The organism is Seinonella peptonophila, from assembly GCF_900129355.1.
GTDB lineage: Bacteria > Bacillota > Bacilli > Thermoactinomycetales > Thermoactinomycetaceae > Seinonella > Seinonella peptonophila.
Genome location: NZ_FQVL01000002.1, coordinates 1 through 21,066 on the forward strand (window position 1 = coordinate 1; position 21,066 = coordinate 21,066).

Here is a 21,066-nt window from a genome sequence, read left to right on the forward strand (position 1 = left end):
GCTTCCGCTTCTGGATGCTGACAAACACGATCCCATAATGGTGCTAAGAGATTAGACTCTAAGATGGGGACCGTTGTTTGATTCCATTGTTGTAATTGTCTCTGCTCGAATGGTTGGAGAAATGAGTATTTCCCAATCGATTGATTTGGATTTTGAATAATTTCTTGTAATAATTGTCGATACAAACGACTCATTCGTTCAATTGTTTCAACAGTGAACAAATCTGAATTATATTCAAAGATCCCTCTCCATTCACCATCTTCTTCAGTCACAATCAACGATAAATCAAATTTAGCAGTTGTTTGAGGAATTGAAAAAGTGCTTACTTTTAGGTTCGAAATGGACTCAAAGGACTGATTTTGCTCTTGTAGGGCAAACATCACCTGAAAGAGCGGCGAATATGTCAAACTTCGTTCAGGTTGTAGTTCATCGACAATTTGCTCAAAAGGAACATCTTGATGCTCATATGCTTCTAAAGCAGTTTTACGAACCTGGGCAACCAGTTCTCGAAAATCCCAATCAAACGACAAATTCGTGCGGTATACTTGTGTATTCACAAAGAAACCGATACACTTCTCCATCCAAACTTGACTTCGGTTTGCAATGGGGCTACCAATCGCAAATTGATTTTGACCACTCAAACGAGCAAGTAATACTTGAAAGGCTGCTAATAAAATCATAAATAGCGTAGCACCTTCTGTGCGACCCAGCTTTTCCAGTTGCCCAATCCAAGCGTTTGGTATCGATAAATCAAAGCTAGCTCCAGTAAATGTCTGCTCAGCAGAACGCGGATGATCAAGCGGCAATTGAAGTACTGGGGTATTTGCTAACTTCTGTTTCCAATAGTCCAATTGTTGCTGCCAAGCACCTGTACTTGATAATTTTCTCTGCCAAACGGCAAAATCAGTATATTGCCATTCCTCTTCTTGTATAGCAGGTTCTTTTCCAACAAGAAGATCTTGATAAATCGAAAATAATTCCTTTTTAAAGACATTTAAAGACCAGCCATCAGCAATGATATGGTGAAATAATACAAAGAAAATCCAACTTTGTTCCCCAGTCCGAAACAGATGTAAGCGAAAGAGTGGACCTTGTTCAAGTGAGAAACCTTGCTCCATTTCTTGCTGGATTGCCTGCAATGTAGCGATCTCTGGATCTGAAGTTACACGCAAATCCGTCATCGTCAGAGGTAAAGTGATCTCTTCGTTTATTTTCTGGAACAACTCACCATCTTGTTCAACAAATGTAGTACGTAAAGACCCATGCCGGTTCGTCAACATTTGACAGCTACTTGCTAAGACAGCTACATCTAGCTTCCCATTTAGCTCCAATGCATAAGGGATTTGGTAAACAGAAGTCCCTGGAATAAAACGTTCGAAAAACCATATTCGCTGCTGTGCAAAAGAAGCGGGAATCGGTTTTGAACAATCGACTCTTTCAACAGTGGGTAATGCTGTCTTCTCTGCTGTACGCATCTCACTCTCAACAGCCATTGCCAATTGTTCAATCGTGGGTGCCTCAAATAGAACGCGCAGCGGCATCTTTAGTTGAAATACTTCATTCATTCGTGCAACAACGCGAGTTGCTAATAGTGAATGACCACCAAGTTGAAAAAAATGACTCTGTTTCCCTTGTGGTGAAATGGGCAAAACTGTTTTCCAAATATCACGTATTAACTGTTCCACCGTTGTTAACTCTTCTTGCGAATAAGATCCTTGTTGTTGAGGTTTGGGCAGCGCCTTGCGATCCACTTTTCCATTTGGTGTTAAGGGTAGTTCATCCAAAGTAACAAAAAATGCAGGTACCATATAATCAGGTATATACTGACGGAGATACTCAGTCCAATCTACCAAATGATCCTCACCTGTGAGATAAGCGACTAATTGTTGCCCAATACCAACATCGTTACGAGCCACCACCACCACATCGTGAATTGCTTCATGTTGTCTGAGCAAGGCCTCAATCTCACCACATTCAATCCGGTACCCGCGAATCTTCACCTGATGATCGATACGACCCAAAAATTCAAGTTGTCCATCCTCATTCCAACGCACAAGATCGCCAGTTCGATATAACCGACCGAATTCCGAATGAATGATAAACTTCTCTTTTGTTAATTGAGGTTGGTTCCGATATCCACGGGCTACACCATGTCCCCCTAAATACAGCTCACCAGGCACTCCAATGGGTAAGAGCTGTTGATACTGATCAAGCACATATGCGCTTGAATTCGCAATAGATCTACCAATAGCAGGAGCCAGCTCACGACCTTTAGGTACTAAATAGAAGGTAGAATAAGTTGTATCCTCTGAGGGTCCATATAGATTGTATACATGCTGAATCGATTCCCGCTCATATAATTGCCGAACTATATCCGTAGGAAGCGGCTCACCTGCTAAATTTACCGTCATGACCTGGGGGGGAATCACTTCCATTCTCAACAATTCGGCCATCGCTGAAGGAACAGTATTTAGTAATGTAACCAACTCTCGACCCTTCAACTGAGGGAGCTGTAAGATATCGTCAGCAATGATTACCTTCCCACCACAACTTAAAGGAGCAAACAACTCAAAAACAGACAGGTCAAAACAGATAGAGGTAGCAGCTAAGACGCCCCCAAGCTCCTGTTGGCTAAAGACCTGATGAGCCCAACTGATAAAGGAGACTGCATTTCGGTGCTCGATCATCACGCCTTTTGGCTTACCCGTTGAACCTGAGGTATAAATAATATAGGCTAACTGTTCAGGGTTCAATTCTAAGCGGGGTCGGACACTTGGAATGTTTAACCAAAGCATTTCGTCGTCTAAGCAGTATTGCTCCAATTCAAGGTCAGAGAAACGATTGAGCAGTGATTTTTCCGTTAATAGCACAACAGCTGCACTATCTTCCAACATATACCGAACACGTTCTTCGGGATATGCAGGATCTAGTGGAACATATGCGGCACCTGCTTTTAAAACACCAAGAATTGCAACCACCATATCAATGGAGCGATGTAAACAAATCCCTACTCTTTCCTCAGGAAGAACACCTGAAGATAGCAATTGTCCTGCAACTCGATTTGCTCGTTCGTCTAATTCTTGATAAGTGATCTGGTGTGCTTGGTCGATTAGAGCAATCTGATCAGGGGCCTGATCCACCTGCTCTTCAATCAAATGATGAAGCATAGAATGTTGCGAATAGGGTAGCTTTTCTCCATCCCATTCATGAAATTGTCTCAACTCATCTGGATATAATAGCTGGATTTGTTCCAAATGCAATCCCGTTGGATTTTTGATCATTTGCTGTAGAAGATGAACAAAATGACTAATTAATCGCCGAATGGCTGAGTCAGCAAATTTGCTACGATCCCATGACCATTTGAATAACATCCGTCTGCCAGGAACGACCAATAAATTAAATGGGAAATTGGTTCGTTCTACTGCATAAAGCCCTTCAATTCGAACATTTCCCGCATGAAACTGCTCAAGTGGATAATTTTCAAAGGCGATTAACGATTCAAACATAGATGTTCCTTGTGGCAGTTGGCTCCATGATTGAATATCGACTAAAGATGTATACTCATATTCTCTTGCTTCGGCTTGCTGTTGCTGCAGCTCTTTGAGCCAATCGAGAACAGTCTTACCTGGTTCAACCCTTACCAATGAAGGCAAAGTGTTAATAAACATGCCAATCATCGATTCAAATCGATCTAAATCGACAGGACGACCTGAAACAGTAGTGCCAAATAGTACTTGTTCCTGACTTGTATAACGATTTAACAATAATGCCCAAGCACCCTGAATCCATGTGTTTAGAGTTAATTGATGACGTCTGGCTACTTCTTCTAGCTGTTTCGTCCATTCCTCATCCAGCCATTCTTCAAAAGTAGCAAAAAGCATGGATGGCTGGGATTCAGACAAATACCGATTAGGTTGTACGGGAAGAAAGGTTGGTTCCGTCACAGTCGCTAAGCGTTCTTTCCAAAATCTCTCAGCTGATGCTTGATCCTGTTGCTGTATCCAAGCTACATAATCTCGAAATGATTGTTCTGGAATCTCTTCAACACACTGTTGTTGAAGAAGCTGTTGATAGTAGTAACATGTTTCTTGCAAAAGTAGGGAAAAGCTCCAACCATCCAAAATTAAATGGTGAAAAGTCCACAACACCTGATACTGTTCTTCATCCATTCGAATAATGGATATACGCATCAAAGGGGGGCGATCCAATGAAAAGCCCCTTCTCCTATCTTCCTGCATCAGTTGTTGCCATTTCTTCTCTTGCTGTGCTGATGAATAGGATCGCCAATCTTCTTCATGCCAAGGAAGGTCTGCGCGTTGCCAAACAATTTGCAAAGGTTGCTGGAGTTCTTCCCACATAAATGCCGTCCGTAAAACCGAAAACTTGTCAATTGCTGTTCTCCAAGCTTGTTGATAGACTGGTAGGTCTACCTCTCCTCGAAGCGTAAAGCAAATCTGATTCAGATAGACACCCATATTTTCCTCATAAAGTGCATGGAATAGGATCCCTTGCTGGGCAGGTGTCAACTCATATAAATCCTGAAGGTCTTCCATCACCATCAATTCAGCCCTTTCTCTGACTGATTTTCGCTAGCACTTTCGATAACTCAGATTGATTCAGCCTTGCTTGCGGAAAATCAGAGGGATTAAAACTTGTTGGGTCGGGCGAGGATTGGTTGATAAACCAGCGTAACCCTTCCATAAATGCTTGCCCTAGTTGTTTGATAGATTCACTCGTGAAAGTGTTGCGACTATATAGAAACTCCCATTTTAATTCGTTACCAAGTTGAATACCTGTCACATCAATCAAATGCGGTCGAACATTCTCTTGACGGCGACTGGGTCCTAGAAATTGAATCCACTCTTTTACAACAGAAGACTTTGCGACGGACAAGTCGAAGCGTCCGAGATAATTGAAGCTCATCAGAGCAGGAAATCTCTCAAGTTCCTGTAGTAAGCTGTCTTGTTTGAGGTATCGCAACATTCCATATCCAATACCATTTTGAGGGATTTGCCGATATCGTTCTTTGATCGAGCGCAATATTGTTGCCATCTCATATTGACCATCTGTTCCTAATAGCAAAGGATAAATGGAAGTAAACCAACCAACAGTCCGAGAAAGATCTACATTCTCATCTAATGTTTCACGACCATGTCCTTCTAAATGAACCAATAAATGATCTTCTCTAGACCAACTGTGATATGCACGCATCAAAGCAGCGAGTAAAATTTCCATCAATTTTGCCCGGAAACGAACGGGCACTTCCGTTATAAGCCGACTTGTTTCTGCTTCGGAACATGAAAATTTGATTGAATCAGTCATTGAATCTATATTGAACTGAGCATTTTCCACCATTTGAGATGATGCTGTTTGTAACTGTTTTTGCCAAAAATCACGTTCTTGTTCAATTTTCTCTTGCTGGCTATCACTTCGTAATAATGTTGACCATTGTTTGAATGAACTTGATTTTTCAGGTAGCTTCATCATTTGATTCATTAATAATTGTTCACTTAGCGTTGCAAAATCTTCTAGCAACACCCTCCATGAAACACCATCGACTACCAAATGATGAATGACCCAGACCAGATACTGTTTCTGAAGCTTCTCGAATCGAACCAAGCCGATTTTCAATAGTGGACCTTGCTCTATATTTAACTGACCTTCCAATTCCAATTGCACTTCATTTAGTTTTGTTTTCCATTCTCCTTCTCCAGCATATAACTGAATCAGCTCTTCTTCCTCAGCCGATGTATACTTTGCTTTCCAACTGTCATCTTCTTTATAAAACCGCAGTCGAAGCGCATCATGGTGTTGAACTAAAAATTGAATCACCTGCTCTACTTGTTCACTCGTCACATTTGCATCGAGCTCAAACCAGACAGATTGATTCCAGTTATGTCGGTTTGGAATTTGTTGTGAGAAAAACCATGTTTGGATTGGAGTTAGAGACAAATCACCTTCAACTAATCCTTGTTCAGCTTGCACTGCTATGTGTTCTTTTGCCAATACAGCTAACTCAGCTATCGTTGGAGCCGCAAAAAAGTGTTTAGGTGTTAATTTCAATCCTTCTGCCTTCGCTTTGGCTATTACCTGTAAAATCAAAATCGAATCTCCACCTAATTCAAAGAAATGATCATGTATGCTTACTTGTTCCACTTGTAGGACTTCCTGCCAAATATTCTTCAAAGTTTCTTCAATATGATTTCTTGGATGACTGTGTTTCTTTTTATGCTGCAACACTTGATCTGGCTTTGGTAATTGATTTCGATCGATCTTTCCATTTGGCGTAAGCCTAAATGCAGATAATTCTACGAAATGGGAAGGTATCATATATTCGGGTAATAATTTTCTTAAAAAAGCTCTCCAATCTGTTACTCCACGATCCGCTTCCATTTGTAATTCCATATAAGCGGCAAGTCTTTTTCCTCGTTCATCCTCTACAGTTATGACAACAGCATCCCGAACCAATTCATGACGGCGTAATGCCTCTTCAATCTCTCCACACTCAATGCGAAAACCGCGTATCTTTGTTTGAAAGTCAACTCTACCCAAAAATTGAAGTTGACCATCATTGCGATATCTTACTAAATCACCTGTTCGATAAAGGCGAACTCCTTCTGCATTGGTCACAAATCGCTCTGTTGTGATATCCTCGCGTCTCCAATACCCTCGAGCAACCCCTTCACCGGAAAGATAACATTCACCTACAACTCCAAGTGGAACAGGTTGGAGGAATCGATCAAGCACATGAACCTGGGTTTGATTAATCGGCCGCCCAATTACTGGGCTACTTCGTTCAGATCGTTCAATCAAAGCAAAAGTTGAATATGTCGTATCTTCAGACGGGCCATATAGATTGAATACTTTCTCAACATGGTCGAATTGATATAGTTGATCGACCAATGTCTGGGACAATGGCTCCCCAGCCAAATTTATAACGCGAATCGATGTTGATAATGTCTGATGTCTTACCCATTCACTTGCAGCAGATGGAACGGTATTTACCAAAGTGATCTGTTCCCGATATGGAAGATCTGGCAGTTCAAGCGCATTCTCAGCAATACAGACCATCCCTCCCCCACAAAGTGTAACGAAGATTTCAAAGATAGATAGATCAAAACAGATCGATGTAGATGCAAGTACACCAGCAAGTTCTCTTTTCTCATATGTAGAAAGGGCCCAGTGTATCAAAGCTAATACATTTCGATGTTCGATCATGACTCCTTTTGGCTTACCAGTTGATCCAGATGTATAGATCAAGTAGGATAATTGTTCTTTCTTAGTAGGTATGTCAAGATTTCCCTTAGGTAATGTCTGCCAATTCTCTTTATCTTCCAAGCATACGAATGTCAGTTCAGAAGGTAGATTTTGCAAGCAGCTTTGCTCGGTGAGCACAACTTTTAACTCGGCATCCTTCGTCATATAGGTAATCCGTTTTGCTGGGTATTGCGGATCAAGAGGAACATATGCAGCTCCAGCTTTTAACACTGCTAACATTGCAACAATCATTTCAACTGAACGTGTTAGGCAAATACCAACAAATGTTTCCTCACACACCCCTAACTGTCGTAGATATCGTGCTAATCGGTTTGCTCGCTCGTTAAGCTGCTGAAATGTATAAGCATGATGTCGGTCGCGAACGGCGATTTGCATTGGAGCCTTTTCTACTTGTGCTTCAATCCATTGATGAATGGATGAATAGCTCATTTCAGCAATTGTTTCTGATCGATTCCATTGAGAAATCAATGCTCTTTCCTCAGCTAAAAGCAATGAACAACGATCAATTCTCTGCTTTGGTTGATTGATCATGATTTGCATGATCTGTTCAAAATGAAGAAGAAAACGATCCATCGTCTCAACATCAAAAAGATCTCGATTATATTCCAATACCAACTCAAGTCCAGCATCCGTCTCGGTTACAAACAGCGTTACATCATACTTTGCTGTCTGACCATAAACAGAAAGCTGTCTTACTTCCCCGTCCTTTAGCTGATGCATCACAATCGGTGTATTTTGTAAAACCAACATCACTTGAAAAAGGGGGGTGTGACTGAGATCACGGGTAATTTTTAATTCCTCAAGCAATTGCTCAAAAGGTACAGTCTGATGTTCATAAGCAGCAAGAGCTGTCTCTTTCACTTGTTGTAAAAGTTGGCGAAATTGACTTGCAGGCGAAATTTTAGTCCGAAATACTAAAGGATTAATAAAAGAACCCACCAACTGTTCTAACTCTTGGTGATTTTCTCTTCCAGCTACTGGACTTCCAATGCAAAGATCATTTTGACCCGTATAACGATATAATAAAGCCTGTAATCCCGTTAATAACGTCATAAAAAGAGTTACATTCTCTTGCTGGCAAAATCGCTTGATTTGATTTGTGAAATCATTTGAACAAAGCTTCTTTTTCACACCACCACGATAAGTCTGAACAGGTGGGCGTGGACGATCAGACGGTAATTGCAAAGCTGATGGTGGATTTGCCAATTGCTTACGCCAATACTCAATTGCCGGTTTTCGTGCAGCGGTTGCCGCTTCTGTTCGTTGCCAAACAGCAAAATCTGCAAATTGAATGGGCAGATGATCCAGCTCGATTTGTGCATCATTTAATAGCGTCTCATAATACTCTGATAATTCATTGATAATCAACTGAACAGACCAGCCATCGATGACCATATGATGACCCACAAAAAATAGGACAGAACTTTGCTCATTTAAGCGAATCAATGAAAATCGAATAGATGCTTCCCGTTCTAACGCAAAAGGAGTATCAATCTGCTCCTGCATATATTGCATCATAGCATGTTGCTTTTCTTCATCTGATAATGCTTGAAGATCAACTTCATCGATAGGAACTTGCCAAGTTTGATGAATGATTTGTTGCCCAATGCCATCGCGTTCAATGAATGTTGTACGTAATATCTCATGACGTTGGATCAAGCGATCAACACACCGCTGCATGAGAGAAGCTTCAAGTCTGATCCCTTCGATTTGAAAGGCGGCAGGTACATTATATACTTCTCGATTTTCTGACATAAATCGATCAAGAAACCATAATCGTTGTTGTGTATAAGACAAAGGAGCTTCTTCTCGCTGACTACGTACAGGTATCGACCGATTCATTTGTTTGTTAATCGTTGTTAAGCGAGTTGCTAATGCTGTAATCGTTGAATACTGAAATAAATCACGAACAGAAAGTGTAATTTGAAACTCCTTTTTAATTGCTGCAATCAAACGCATCGCTAATAAGGAGTGACCACCCAACTGAAAAAAGCTAACTTCAGTACTCAAATCTTTTGTTGGTAATAATGTAGACCAAATCTCCCATAATCGCTGTTCAACTGGCGTTTGTGGCAGTTTTCTCTCCTCATCACTCGAGACAAAGACCGGATCAGGAAGGGCTTTTCGGTTAATCTTCCCACTTGGTGTGAGCGGCATGGTTTCTAGTACAATAACTTGATCTGGTATCATATAGCTAGGTAATCGTTCACTCATAAATTGTATTAAATCTTCAGTCAATGACTGAGCCGAATCATCCCAAACTAAATAAAGAAGTAATCGTTGCTCTCGTACAATCACAACAGCATTTTTCACCGATTTAAATTGATCGACTGCTGCTTCAATTTCTCCGAGTTCGATACGGAAGCCGCGCAGCTTTACTTGATTATCAATCCTTCCAATGATTTGTAATTCTCCATTAGAATCCCAGCGTACCAAATCACCCGTTCGGTAAAGTCGACCATATGAGGGATGATCAATATATCGCTGTGCTGTTAACTCCTCCCAATTTAGATAACCTCGCGTCACACCTGAACCACCAATATATAATTCTCCTACTACTCCTTGGGGCACCAAATTTCCATATTCATCAAAAATATAAAGCTGTGTATTGCGAATCGGGCGGCCAATGCTCGGTGGACAGTTTGCGCCTTTTTTAGTCAATGCGAATGTAGAATAGGTTGTACATTCGGATGGTCCATATAGGTTATAAATCTTCTTGATATGCGAAATTTGATAGAGTTTCTGCACCAATCGATTTGATAATGTTTCACCTGCAAGATTGACCACTTTCACTGTTTTAGGCAAAGCTTCCGTACGAAGTAATTCCATTGCAACGGAGGGAACAACATCCACAAGTGTGACATATTCTCGATCTACAGAATCGATCAATTGCGTACCATCATTGATTAGGATCGAAGTTCCTCCCATTGATAATGGGACAAACAGTTCAAAGATGGATAAATCAAAACAGATTGAAGTTGAAAATAACACGCCCACTAGCTCGTCTTTTGTATAAGTCTGATGAGCCCAAGCGACTAAATTCACAGCCTGAGCATGCTCGATCGCAACACCTTTTGGCATTCCTGTCGAACCGGAAGTATAGATGATATATGCTAAACGATGAGCATCTTTCATAGGTTCCAACTGTCCTTCTGGTTGCTGTTTAAGCTCTGCCCATTCTTGATCTAGTACAATACATGGACTGTCAGTTGGAAGCAATTGTTGATACTCAATTCGCGATGTCGTTAAAGTGGTAGCTATATTGGCATCATCGATCATATAACGAATGCGTTGCAGGGGATAGGATGGATCAATCGGTACATAAGCAGCACCTAATTTTAAAACAGCCAATATTCCGGCTACCATTTCCCAAGAACGATCACAACATATACCTATCAAATCATCAGCATTGTAGCCTTGCTTTAGCAGATAATATGCGAGCTGATCCGCTCTTCGGTTTAACTCTTGATATGAATAGGCTTCACCTGCACACCTTAGCGCGATATGTTGGGGCGTTCGTTTAACCTGCATCTCAAACAGTTGTGGCAATGTGGTGCAGATATCTTCTTCATTTTGATATCCTGCTAATTGTAATAATCTGTTTTGTTCATCCTTTGGGATAATTGTACAATCTGCTATTAATTGTTCTGGATTCCTAAGTACAAGCTCCACCAGAACCATTAAACTTTCTAACATGCGATCTGCTGTCTGTTTGCGGAATAGTTTTGTATCATATTGTAGACATAATGCAAACTCCTTGCCTAAATCAGCTAGTAGAAAACTGAGATCAAATTGCGATGTCTGTTCATCTATTGAATATGTTTTGCAATTGATTCCACCCACTGTAAAGGGAACTTGATCAACACCTAATGCCATAGCAGGTACTGCTCGTTCTAATGAAGGGCTTTGTTCAAAAACAAACATGGTCTGAAATAACGGTGAAAGTTGTTCATTTCGCTCAATCTGTTTCTGCTCCAATATTTCAGCTAAAGATAGATGACGATACTGGAAAGCTTTATCTACTTTTGACTTGATTTGTTTGAATAATTTACAAAATGATAGCTGTTTTTCAATCTGTCCGCGAATGACCATCGGTTGAACAAAATAACCGACCAAATCTGCCCATTCAACCATTTCACGACCTGAAACAGGGGAACCGACTAAAATATCGTCTTGACCTGCATAATGTGAAAGCATCACTTGATAAAGTGTTAAAAAGAATACATACGGTGTCACTTGGTGACGACTACAGAAATCATATATTTGTTGATGTAGATTTTGATCGAGAGATCGATATATTTTAGCCCCTTGAAATGACTGTTGCTTCGGACGCTCATAATCGAAAGGTAGCGAGAGTATCGGTAAATCACCTTTTAATTCTTGAGCCCAATATTTCTTCGCTTCCTCTCTTTCCCTACTCTCTTTTTCATGCTGTTCATAAAAAACATAATCTGCATATCCATAATCCAACTCAGTCAATGATTCGTATTTCTGCGAGTATAAGAGTTCCCACTCATTTATTAGCAGATCGATTGACCAAAGATCACTAATCATATGATGAAGGACAAAAAGAATGATGGCTTGATCAGAACCTTTAAACAATCGAGCACGAAATAAGGGGCCTTCTTGCAAATCGAATGGAGCCCAAGCCTCCTCTTTAAGAGATGCTTTTAGCATTTCTTCCGTCCACTCATTAATTTGAATTACTTGTGCATTAGCCACTTGTGATGCTAACACTCGTTGGCAAGGATATCCTTCTACATCTTCATCAAACACCGTACGCAATGCGGGATGGCGATTTACTAATTGTTGAATTGATATTCGCCACTGTTTTTCATCTAGCTCATCTTCCACCTGAAAAGCAATTGGTAAATGATAGGCACGATTCTCAGGATGTAACTGATGTAAGTACCAAAGAGCAGATTGATTCTTTGAGAGTGGATATAGATTTGCGTTTTGATTTAATTGCGGTACATGTGCAATCGCTTGTCCATCTTTAGACGATATGTTTAATAGGATTTGTTCGACCAAGTTCATTACTGAATCATCCGACAAGAAAAGATCAAAAGATAAGCGGATCTGCAACTGCTGCTCAAGCAAATGCTTTAATTGTAAAACCTGAATGGAGTCGCAACCTTGTACACGTATTGACTTAGATGGGTCAAACCGACCATTAGGCAAAATTTGAACAAATAGTTGCTGAATCAAAAAAAGCAACTGATCTTGATCTAATTGATCAAAGCGAATAACCTCTTCTTTTCGCGAACAATTTGTCTCCTCGTGTCTCCAGTTCCTTTGATAACGAATGCCTGTTAACTCTTCATTGAGATATGCAGCTTTACACGCTCGCCTTTGAATTTTGCCACTCGATGTCTTCGTCACTCTATTTTCTGCGAGCAGGACTAACTCATAAAGAGGAACTCCATGTTCAGCAGCTACTTGTCGAGAAATCGACTCCGCTATATGGTCTAGATCTTCATCTGGTATATGATCCCGAACTTCTTGTACGACTACTAATACTTCTTGACCAGAACGTTCAACGGAAAAAGCTGCTCCACAGCCAGGTCGAATCTTCGATGAAACTGATTCAACGGTTTGCTCAATGTCTTGTGGATAATGATTTTTACCGCGAATAATGATTAGATCCTTAAAGCGACCTGTTAAGTAAAGCTCGCCTTGATAGATGAATCCTAAATCTCCTGTACGTAAAAAAGGACCTTCTTTCCCCAAATAAGCATGAAAATCTTCAGCAGTTTGCTCAGGACGTTTCCAATAACCAGTTGCAACGCTTAATCCTTTCACCCAAATTTCGCCAATTTCGTTTTCTTCCACTTCTTCTAATGTATGTGGGTGAACCAGTTTCAGCTCATAACCCTCTCCAATCGGGCCACAACTAACAAATGACTGACTATTTTCACTTAGACCAGTAATCTGAATATTCCCTTGCTCCAATTGCTCTTTTTCGACAAATAAAGTGTTCGGCTCTTCAGATACCTTTCCACCAGATATAAAAAGAGTCGTCTCAGCCATTCCATACATTGGATAATGTACTTGTGGGCGAAATCCATATGGAGCAAAAGTCTTGGTAAATCGCTCTAGGGTTTCTTGTCGTACCGGTTCTGCACAGTTTACCGCCACTCTCCAACAACTCAAATCTAGTTGTGCACGTTGCTCAGGTGTTGTTTTGCGAACACATAAATCAAAGCCAAAATTAGGACTGCAAGTCGTTGTACCGCGATAACGATGGATCGCCTTTAACCAAAGAAATGGTTCTACTACATATTGATATGGCGATAAAGAGACGCCATGAAACCCGACATACATCGGCTGAATCACGCAACCAATTAACCCAAGATCGTGAAAGATGGGTAACCAAGAGACACTTACATCTTCTTTTGTATGCTCGAGTCGAGTACGGATAATTTCTGAATTTGCAATTAGATTCTGATGTGTAACTTGTATGCCTTTGGGATTTCCTGTTGAACCAGAGCTATATTGAAGGTATGTAACTAAATTCGGTTCGATAGATCTTTCGATCCAATGATCTACCCATGTGTCCTCAATCTGATCTATTGCGAACCAAGGTAATTTCAACGTGTCATGTTCCATGCCTTGAGCAAGATCAAATTGCTTCATCACTGCTGTATTGGATAACGCTAACTTCGCTTGTGCATCACTCGCAACTGCTTGTAAACGACGAAAACGTTTATTCCTTTCTGGTGGATAAGCAGGTACAGCAATTACTCCGGCGTATAGACATCCATAAAATGCTCGGATGAAGTCTAATCCTTGATGAAATAACAACAGGACAGCTTCACCTTTTCCAACTGATTGCTGTAACCATGCGGCTATTTTTTTAGCTTCTCTATCTAATTCTCTATATGAAACTGACTCAGTTTCTTGATCTCCATCACTTAGAAACGTATAAGCACATCGATCCCCTTCATTTTCAGCTCGCCAACGAGCGATCTCGACCATATTTTCAGGATGTGACAATGGTGATATTTGATGATCCACTGTGATCCCCCTTTGCAAGTTTTTCCTTGTTCTTTCTATTTCGACATTATCAGACGCTCTTGGCTTATTTTCGACAATTATCAACAAATAGGTTAGTTTTCAATAAATTAACATTTAGAGAACTAGAATATATTATAAGAGAGATGATTCGATGTAGTCAATCGATTTGCTCTTTTTATTTTCTTTTTATTTTATTGTTTTTTTCATACTTTTCGATTATACAATTTTCGCCTTTTTTTTCAACCTCTATTCTTGTTCAAACCATTAGTTCACAATACACAACTTCGAAAAAAGAATTGACTCTTTTTCGATTTAGTTATGTTAGAATGAACTATTAAAGATACGGGAAAGGGAATGAATCGAGCAATGAGTAAAGTGATGAGTAGAGTTAAGATCGAAGATATCATCATCGCAAATCAAGCCTTAAAAGATGTCATTATAAAAACACCACTTCAAAAAAATGAAGTGCTTTCGCAAGAATATGAGGCTAATATCTATCTAAAACGAGAAGATATGCAAGTGGTAAGATCGTTCAAAATTAGAGGTGCTTACAATAACATTCAAAGTTTAACACATGAAGAACAACAGCGTGGTGTTGTCTGTGCGAGCGCTGGTAATCATGCACAAGGAGTTGCCTATTCCTGTAGTTTTATAGGCATTCCCGGAAAAATATTTATGCCAACAACGACCCCTCGGCAAAAAGTTAATCAAGTAAAACATTATGGGGGCTCTTATGTTGAAGTCATTCTTGTAGGGGATACATTTGATGATTCTTATCGCGAAGCGATAGAATTGTGCGAAAAAGAAAATCTGTCCTTTATACATCCTTTTGATGATTATCGAACAATTACAGGTCAAGGAACAATCGGACTGGAAATTATAAATGATATCCACCAGCCACTTGATTACGTTTTTATGAGCATTGGCGGCGGTGGACTTGTAGCAGGTGTAGGTTCTTATCTAAAAAGTATTCAACCTCAATGTAAAATTATTGGCGTAGAACCAGCAGGCGCTCCTGCGATGAAACGTTCGCTCGATCAAGGAAAAGTCGTTAATCTACCTTCTATTGACAAATTTGTCGATGGAGCTGCTGTTCAGCAAGTGGGCGAACTTTCATTCGAAGTTTGTCGTGATGTATTGGATGATGTAATCCTGGTACCAGAGGGAAAAGTGTGTAGTACAATTCTCTCTCTCTACAACCAAAATGCTATCGTTGTTGAACCAGCAGGCACATTACCAGTTGCAGCTCTCGATTATTACCGTGAGGAGATCAAAGGGAAAAATGTGGTCTGTGTTGTGAGTGGGGGCAATAACGATATTGATCGCATGCAAGAGATCAAAGAACGTTCTATGATTCATGAAGGATTACAGCATTACTTTATTGTTCGTTTTCCCCAACGCGCCGGTGCATTACGTGAATTCTTAGATCATGTTTTAGGGCCTACCGATGATATCAACCGTTTTGAATATACAAAGAAGAATAATAAGGAAAGTGGACCTGCGCTTGTTGGGATTGAGTTAAAACAACGTGAAGACTACGAACCATTGATCAGACGAATGGAACAATGGAATATTCATTATATCGAAATCACCAATGATCCTTATCTCTTCAACTTATTCATATAAAGAAACCTCCTAGATGGGAGGTTTCTTTATATGCCTTGAATATGCTTCAAATCGACTAAATTACGTTGTCCATCCAGCAAAACAGAGATGACATCCATACGGATATTCAGATGAGACCATCCCTTCTCCGCCACATATTGAAGGGCTAGCCGTTGCAATTTTTGTTGCTTCTTTCGATCAACGGATTGAAAGCCATAGCCAAAATATGTCTGTGTAGTTGTACGAACTTCACAGATGATCACTTGATTATCAGAGATCGCAATAATATCAAGCTCACCCAAACGAGACGTCCAATTTCGTTCGATCACTTGGTATCCAAGTTTCTCTAAGTGAGAGGCAGCAAGCGTCTCACCATATCGACCGATCGCCTTTCTCTGTTTCGTCATGATGGCGTACCCTTTTGAGCGTATTGACGCACAGGCGCAAAACTATATCGATGAATAGGGGAAGGACCGTATTTTTTTAATAATTCTAGATGTAACGGTGTGCCATAACCCATATGTTGATCAAAACAATATTTTGGATATGCTTCTGCTGCTTGTTCACACATCCACTGATCACGTGTAGTTTTGGCAATAATTGAAGCTGCAGCAATGGATTGACTTAATTGATCACCTTTTACTAAAGATGTTTGCTCGATCTCAAGAGCAGGAATATGTACAGCATCTACCAATAAACATTCAGGTTGAGGAGAACAGGCCTGAATGGCAAGACGCATTGCTTGATAAGTTGCTTGTAAAATATTGATGCGATCAATCTCTGAAGCATCCACCATTCCAACTCCAATGGCAATAGCGCTTTGTTCGATCTCTTTTCGAAGTTTCTCCCGTTGTTCAGGACTTAATTTCTTTGAATCATTTAAACCTATAATGGATTGATCTGGATGTAAAATGACCGCAGCGGCTACTACAGGACCTGCTAATGGACCCCGTCCCGCCTCATCTATTCCAGCGATTAATCGGTAGCCCATATTTAATTTTTCTCTTTCATATGTATACATTTTCGCCAATCGTTTTTGTTCCTGCACTTCTTTCTCAATACGTCGCTGGTATAAAAGGAGTAACTTTTGCACACCTGAACGATTATCAGTCTGCAACATTGCTATTTCTTCTTTAGAGAGCCTCTCCTGCTCATTGATCCAAGTTTTTAATTCGTTGATTGTTTTCTTCTTCAATTTTCATCCTCTCTTCATCAGGCCGCTCAAAAGTAATTCGTCCTAAACGACCTCCCCGTAAGTCCTGCAAAAAAATTTCAGCCGCTTTTTCAATATCGATCACACCACCACGACGTAAACATCCTCGTTTTTGTCCAATCTGTTCTAAAAGATTTATCGGCTCTGCAGACAAATCACCTAACTGATATCTCATTTGAATCGCAGATGGATAATGCTGTTGCAAAAACTCAATCCCAAATAAAGCGACTTCTTCAACTGGCAAGATCTCTTCCCGAATGGCTCCACTCGCTGCCAAGCGCAAACCGACTAAATGATCCTCAAACTTCGGCCATAATATCCCCGGTGTATCCAAAAGCTCCATACTTTTACCAATGCGTATCCATTGCTGTGCTTTTGTTACACCCGGTCTATCACCCGTCTGTGTTGCCGTTCTTTTCGCCAATCGATTAATCAATGATGATTTGCCAACATTCGGTATCCCTAGAATCATCGCTCGAATTTGCCGTGAACGAATTCCTTTTTTGGCACGGGCAGCAAACTTCGTCTCTAATACCTTTTCACTTAAATTCGAGATCTGTCCGACTCCCTTGCCAGTCTTCGCATCGATTAAAAGTGGTGTTTCTCCCCGTTCATTCCATTCTTTAATCCATCGCTCATTCCATTTTTGATCGGCTAAATCAGCTTTATTAAGAAGCACGATTCTTGGTTTATCCTTTACAATTTCATGGATCATCGGATTTCTACTCGAATCAGGCAATCGAGCATCAAGCAGCTCAAAAACAATATCAACTAACTTACACTTCTCTTCTACTTGTCGTCGTGCTTTGGTCATGTGTCCAGGAAACCATTGAATACTCAAGATAACGCTCCTCCTTTCATTACCTGATTAGGTAAATATTTTGAGGTAGATCAGATCTATTATACAGTTAAGACAAAAATTGAACTACTACTACTTGTAGAAGTGGTAGATTCCTACGAACACCAGTCTAATGACCAGTTATCTTAGTAGTCTCAATCCACAGTTCCTGAGGTGAAAACAAAGTTTGCTCTGAAAAATCCCTACTTTCGCTTGGTTTTCGCAACATCGGTAAGCCAGGTGGTTGAAGATTTTACGTTACTGAACATTTCCAGCAACAACCTCATATCTCTATTTTTCAGAGGGATAGGGCTATTCTAACAAAATTGGTGGTTCTAAACATCCCCACAAAAGAGATACCTAACCATGCACCGTTCACCTCACCGCTTATAGAAGCGGGAGTACTCTTGGTCAATTCAGATAGAATGCCCCTTTCCGGATTGTAGACAATGTCACATGATCGACTCGTTATCGTGGTACTCGGTGACGCTTTGATCCGGGCGTGGGTAGGATGTGGGGCTGCTGCTTTCTGTCAACCTTCGAGGTCGGGCGAAACTCACCTCCTTCGGTATCTATCTGCGGAGACTCGAAATTACATCAAAGTTGTAGCGGATCATTCTCACTAATATCGGTCAATAGGAATCCCTTGTTTTTCCACTCAATTGAATAGGTGAAAAGTTACAATCTACAGCAAGCGTTTCTGTTAAAGCTTGCTGAATTATTTCTTCTTTCCCACGATATAAATCAATATAATTGACCATTGCTTGACCAATTTCTGTTAGGTAACGACGAGGGTATTCTCGTTGATCATATTTCTCCCGATCTACAGTTAAATTTGTCGTTGCATAACCACGATACACTTTTGCATGATCTAAAGAGTCAGCTAAAATAAGTCGGGCATCATTTGCGGCAGCCTCCCATAAAGCTTCACCATGGTATGGAGGAATTTTAAGGTCGTTTTTACCATGAAAAATCAGAGCTGGAGGAAATCCCTGTTGCTTGATTTGGTCGATTGGTCGAACGTGACTGGGACTTATCTTTCTCATTAATTTGGTCAACGCAACGATTTGATACGTAAAGGGAATCTTTGGTAATGGCGTCCAAGTGTCAAAATCTTTGCTCAGCAAGTCATTTAAACCAGTAAAAGTAGAATCAAGCACGGCCAATTGAACATCATTCATTTTTGGTAATTGCGTAGCAGCAGTTGCAGCTCCCATTGAAACACCATAGACCAAAACTGGATTGAAACCGCTTTCTTTTGTGAAATGATAAACATTTAATAAATCATTACCTTCATAATTCCCGACTGTAGAAAATTCCCCTTCAGATTCCCCATGCGCCCTGGCATCGTATGACAGAACATTGAGCCCTGCTGATGTTAAGAAACGAATCATTGCTGGCAAAGATTCTTCTTTCGTACGGTTGCATCGATAGCCATGTAACAGGATCGCAAGAGGTAACCCTTTGTTTTCTCTATCTCTATCTAATAGTTGCGACTTTTTTGCAAAAACAAACCAACCTGCTAGTGAAATCGATCCACTCCTGATCCGTATCTCCTCATAGTCAGGACAGCCAATATCCTCTGGCTTCATATTGACTTTCTCACGAGGAGGATGCATTAATTGCCTTAATGCATAAAGTGAAATACCTGTGCTTAAACTAGCGACTGTTGAAGCAGCACCAAGACTTCCATAAATTAAACTTTTCCGGTTCAATAGGTTCATCGTCATCACCTCTATTACCTAAAACGAATATTACTGTCATTATTAAGCATGCTATTAATTTTGTGAATAATTGCAAAAATTCTCCTAAATATTAATGAATAAGAAATACTTATTTTAAATAAAAATCTATACTTATATTAATATTATATATATATAATCGATAAACTTCATTAAAAAAACAAGGAATTGGCTTCTAAAACCAATTCCTTGTTTTGGTACTACCTACGGCGTAATTCCTTAATCCGTGCAGCTTTACCACGTAGTTTACGCAGATAAAACAATTTTGCACGACGCACTTTCCCGCGACGAATCACCTCAATTTTTTCAATCCGAGGTGAATGTAGTGGGAAGGTACGCTCCACACCCACTCCAAAAGAAATCTTACGCACAGTAAAAGTTTCTGAAATTCCGCCTCCACGACGTTGAATAACAACACCTTCTAGAATACGTTCACGCTTACCATCTTTATTAAAAGTATGAACACGGACAGTATCTCCAGGGCGAAATTCAGGGGTATCATTGCGCAACTGCTTTTCACCGACAGAACGTAAAACTGGATGCATACCTACACCTCCTCTTAGCCATTTCCGACAACAATATGGCGGCATTATTTTAACACACTAAAAGCTAGAGAACAAGCAAAGTCTCATTCACCTTGCTGATCTTCTAATTGTCTTAAAAATATACGATCTTCTTCCGTTAGGGTTACCTTGTCCAATAGTTCAGGACGACGCTCCCATGTGCGACGAAGAGATTCTTGTCGACGCCATTTTTCGATCCGTAGGTGGTGTCCTGATAGTAAAACCTCAGGCACCTGATAACCTCTATATTCGGCAGGTCTTGTATATTGAGGATATTCCAATAGACCATCAGCAAAAGAATCATTTTGAGCTGATAAGGTATTCCCTAATACCCCTGGTATCTGACGACTTACACTATCCATGATAATCATCGCAGGTAGTTCCCCACCCGTAAGTACATAATCACCAATTGAAATCTCTTCTGTAGCTACATATTGATGAATGCGTTCATCAAACCCCGCATAGTGACCACATAATAGTATCAGACGTGAATGGGTTGCTAATTGATTTACTTTTTGCTGTGTCAACCGCTCTCCTTGTGGTGACATGAGTAGAACTGGTGGCTTCTCTTCATTTGGATCGATGAGATCATCAATTGCTTCAAAAAATGGCTCCGGTTTTAACACCATCCCATCTCCACCACCATAAGGGATGTCATCAACGGTTCGATGTTTGTTAAAGGCATAATCTCTGAAGTTAATAATTCGAGTCTCAATCAATCCCTTTTCATGTGCTTTTTGTATCATACTATTTTGGATAAATCCAGTAAACATGTCTGGAAATAAGGTTAGCACATCAAAACGAATTGTC

The 21,066-nt window shown here is 40.3% G+C and carries 9 protein-coding genes; 1 reads left to right on the forward strand and 8 read right to left on the reverse strand.

Annotated features, from left to right (window positions below):
* Both BUB71_RS04410 and BUB71_RS04415 read right to left on the reverse strand, forming a co-directional pair.
* Positions 1-4,559, reverse strand: a 4,559-nt coding sequence (locus BUB71_RS04410; protein WP_139278982.1) for a non-ribosomal peptide synthetase, incomplete at its 3' end; no start/stop codon positions are given.
* A gap of 4 nt (positions 4,560-4,563) precedes the next feature.
* Entirely contained in the window at positions 4,564-14,295 is a 9,732-nt protein-coding gene (locus BUB71_RS04415; protein WP_073152903.1) for a non-ribosomal peptide synthetase, read from the reverse strand.
* Between the two features lie 354 nt (positions 14,296-14,649).
* On the opposite strand from BUB71_RS04415, the gene ilvA reads away from it, so the two are divergent.
* Positions 14,650-15,921 (forward strand): threonine ammonia-lyase IlvA, encoded by a 1,272-nt coding sequence (ilvA, locus tag BUB71_RS04420; protein ID WP_073152907.1) that lies wholly within the window; start codon positions 14,650-14,652, stop codon positions 15,919-15,921.
* A 26-nt stretch (positions 15,922-15,947) separates the two neighbouring features.
* Here ilvA and BUB71_RS04425 read toward each other — a convergent pair whose 3' ends face one another.
* The 6 genes from BUB71_RS04425 to trmD form a co-directional block, all read right to left on the reverse strand.
* Positions 15,948-16,307: a YraN family protein gene (locus tag BUB71_RS04425; RefSeq protein ID WP_073152911.1), complete on the reverse strand. Its 360-nt coding sequence runs from the start codon at positions 16,305-16,307 to the stop codon at positions 15,948-15,950.
* Positions 16,304-17,095, reverse strand: a complete 792-nt coding sequence (locus tag BUB71_RS04430) for a ribonuclease HII (RefSeq protein ID WP_073152915.1) — start codon at positions 17,093-17,095, stop codon at positions 16,304-16,306. The genes BUB71_RS04425 and BUB71_RS04430 overlap by 4 nt, the downstream gene beginning before the upstream one ends.
* On the reverse strand, positions 17,052-17,954 hold the full coding sequence (gene ylqF / locus BUB71_RS04435) for a ribosome biogenesis GTPase YlqF (RefSeq protein WP_073152918.1): 903 nt from the start codon (positions 17,952-17,954) through the stop codon (positions 17,052-17,054). The genes BUB71_RS04430 and ylqF overlap by 44 nt, the downstream gene beginning before the upstream one ends.
* A 629-nt stretch (positions 17,955-18,583) precedes the next feature.
* Positions 18,584-19,675, reverse strand: a complete 1,092-nt coding sequence (locus tag BUB71_RS04440) for an alpha/beta hydrolase (RefSeq protein ID WP_073152923.1) — start codon at positions 19,673-19,675, stop codon at positions 18,584-18,586.
* A gap of 218 nt (positions 19,676-19,893) precedes the next feature.
* The gene (gene rplS / locus BUB71_RS04445; RefSeq protein ID WP_073152927.1) at positions 19,894-20,238 is read right to left on the reverse strand and encodes a 50S ribosomal protein L19; all 345 of its coding nucleotides are present in this window, start codon (positions 20,236-20,238) and stop codon (positions 19,894-19,896) included.
* Between the two features lie 83 nt (positions 20,239-20,321).
* Positions 20,322-21,062, reverse strand: a complete 741-nt coding sequence (gene trmD / locus BUB71_RS04450; protein WP_073154064.1) for a tRNA (guanosine(37)-N1)-methyltransferase TrmD — start codon at positions 21,060-21,062, stop codon at positions 20,322-20,324.
* Between the last annotated feature and the right edge of the window lie 4 nt (positions 21,063-21,066).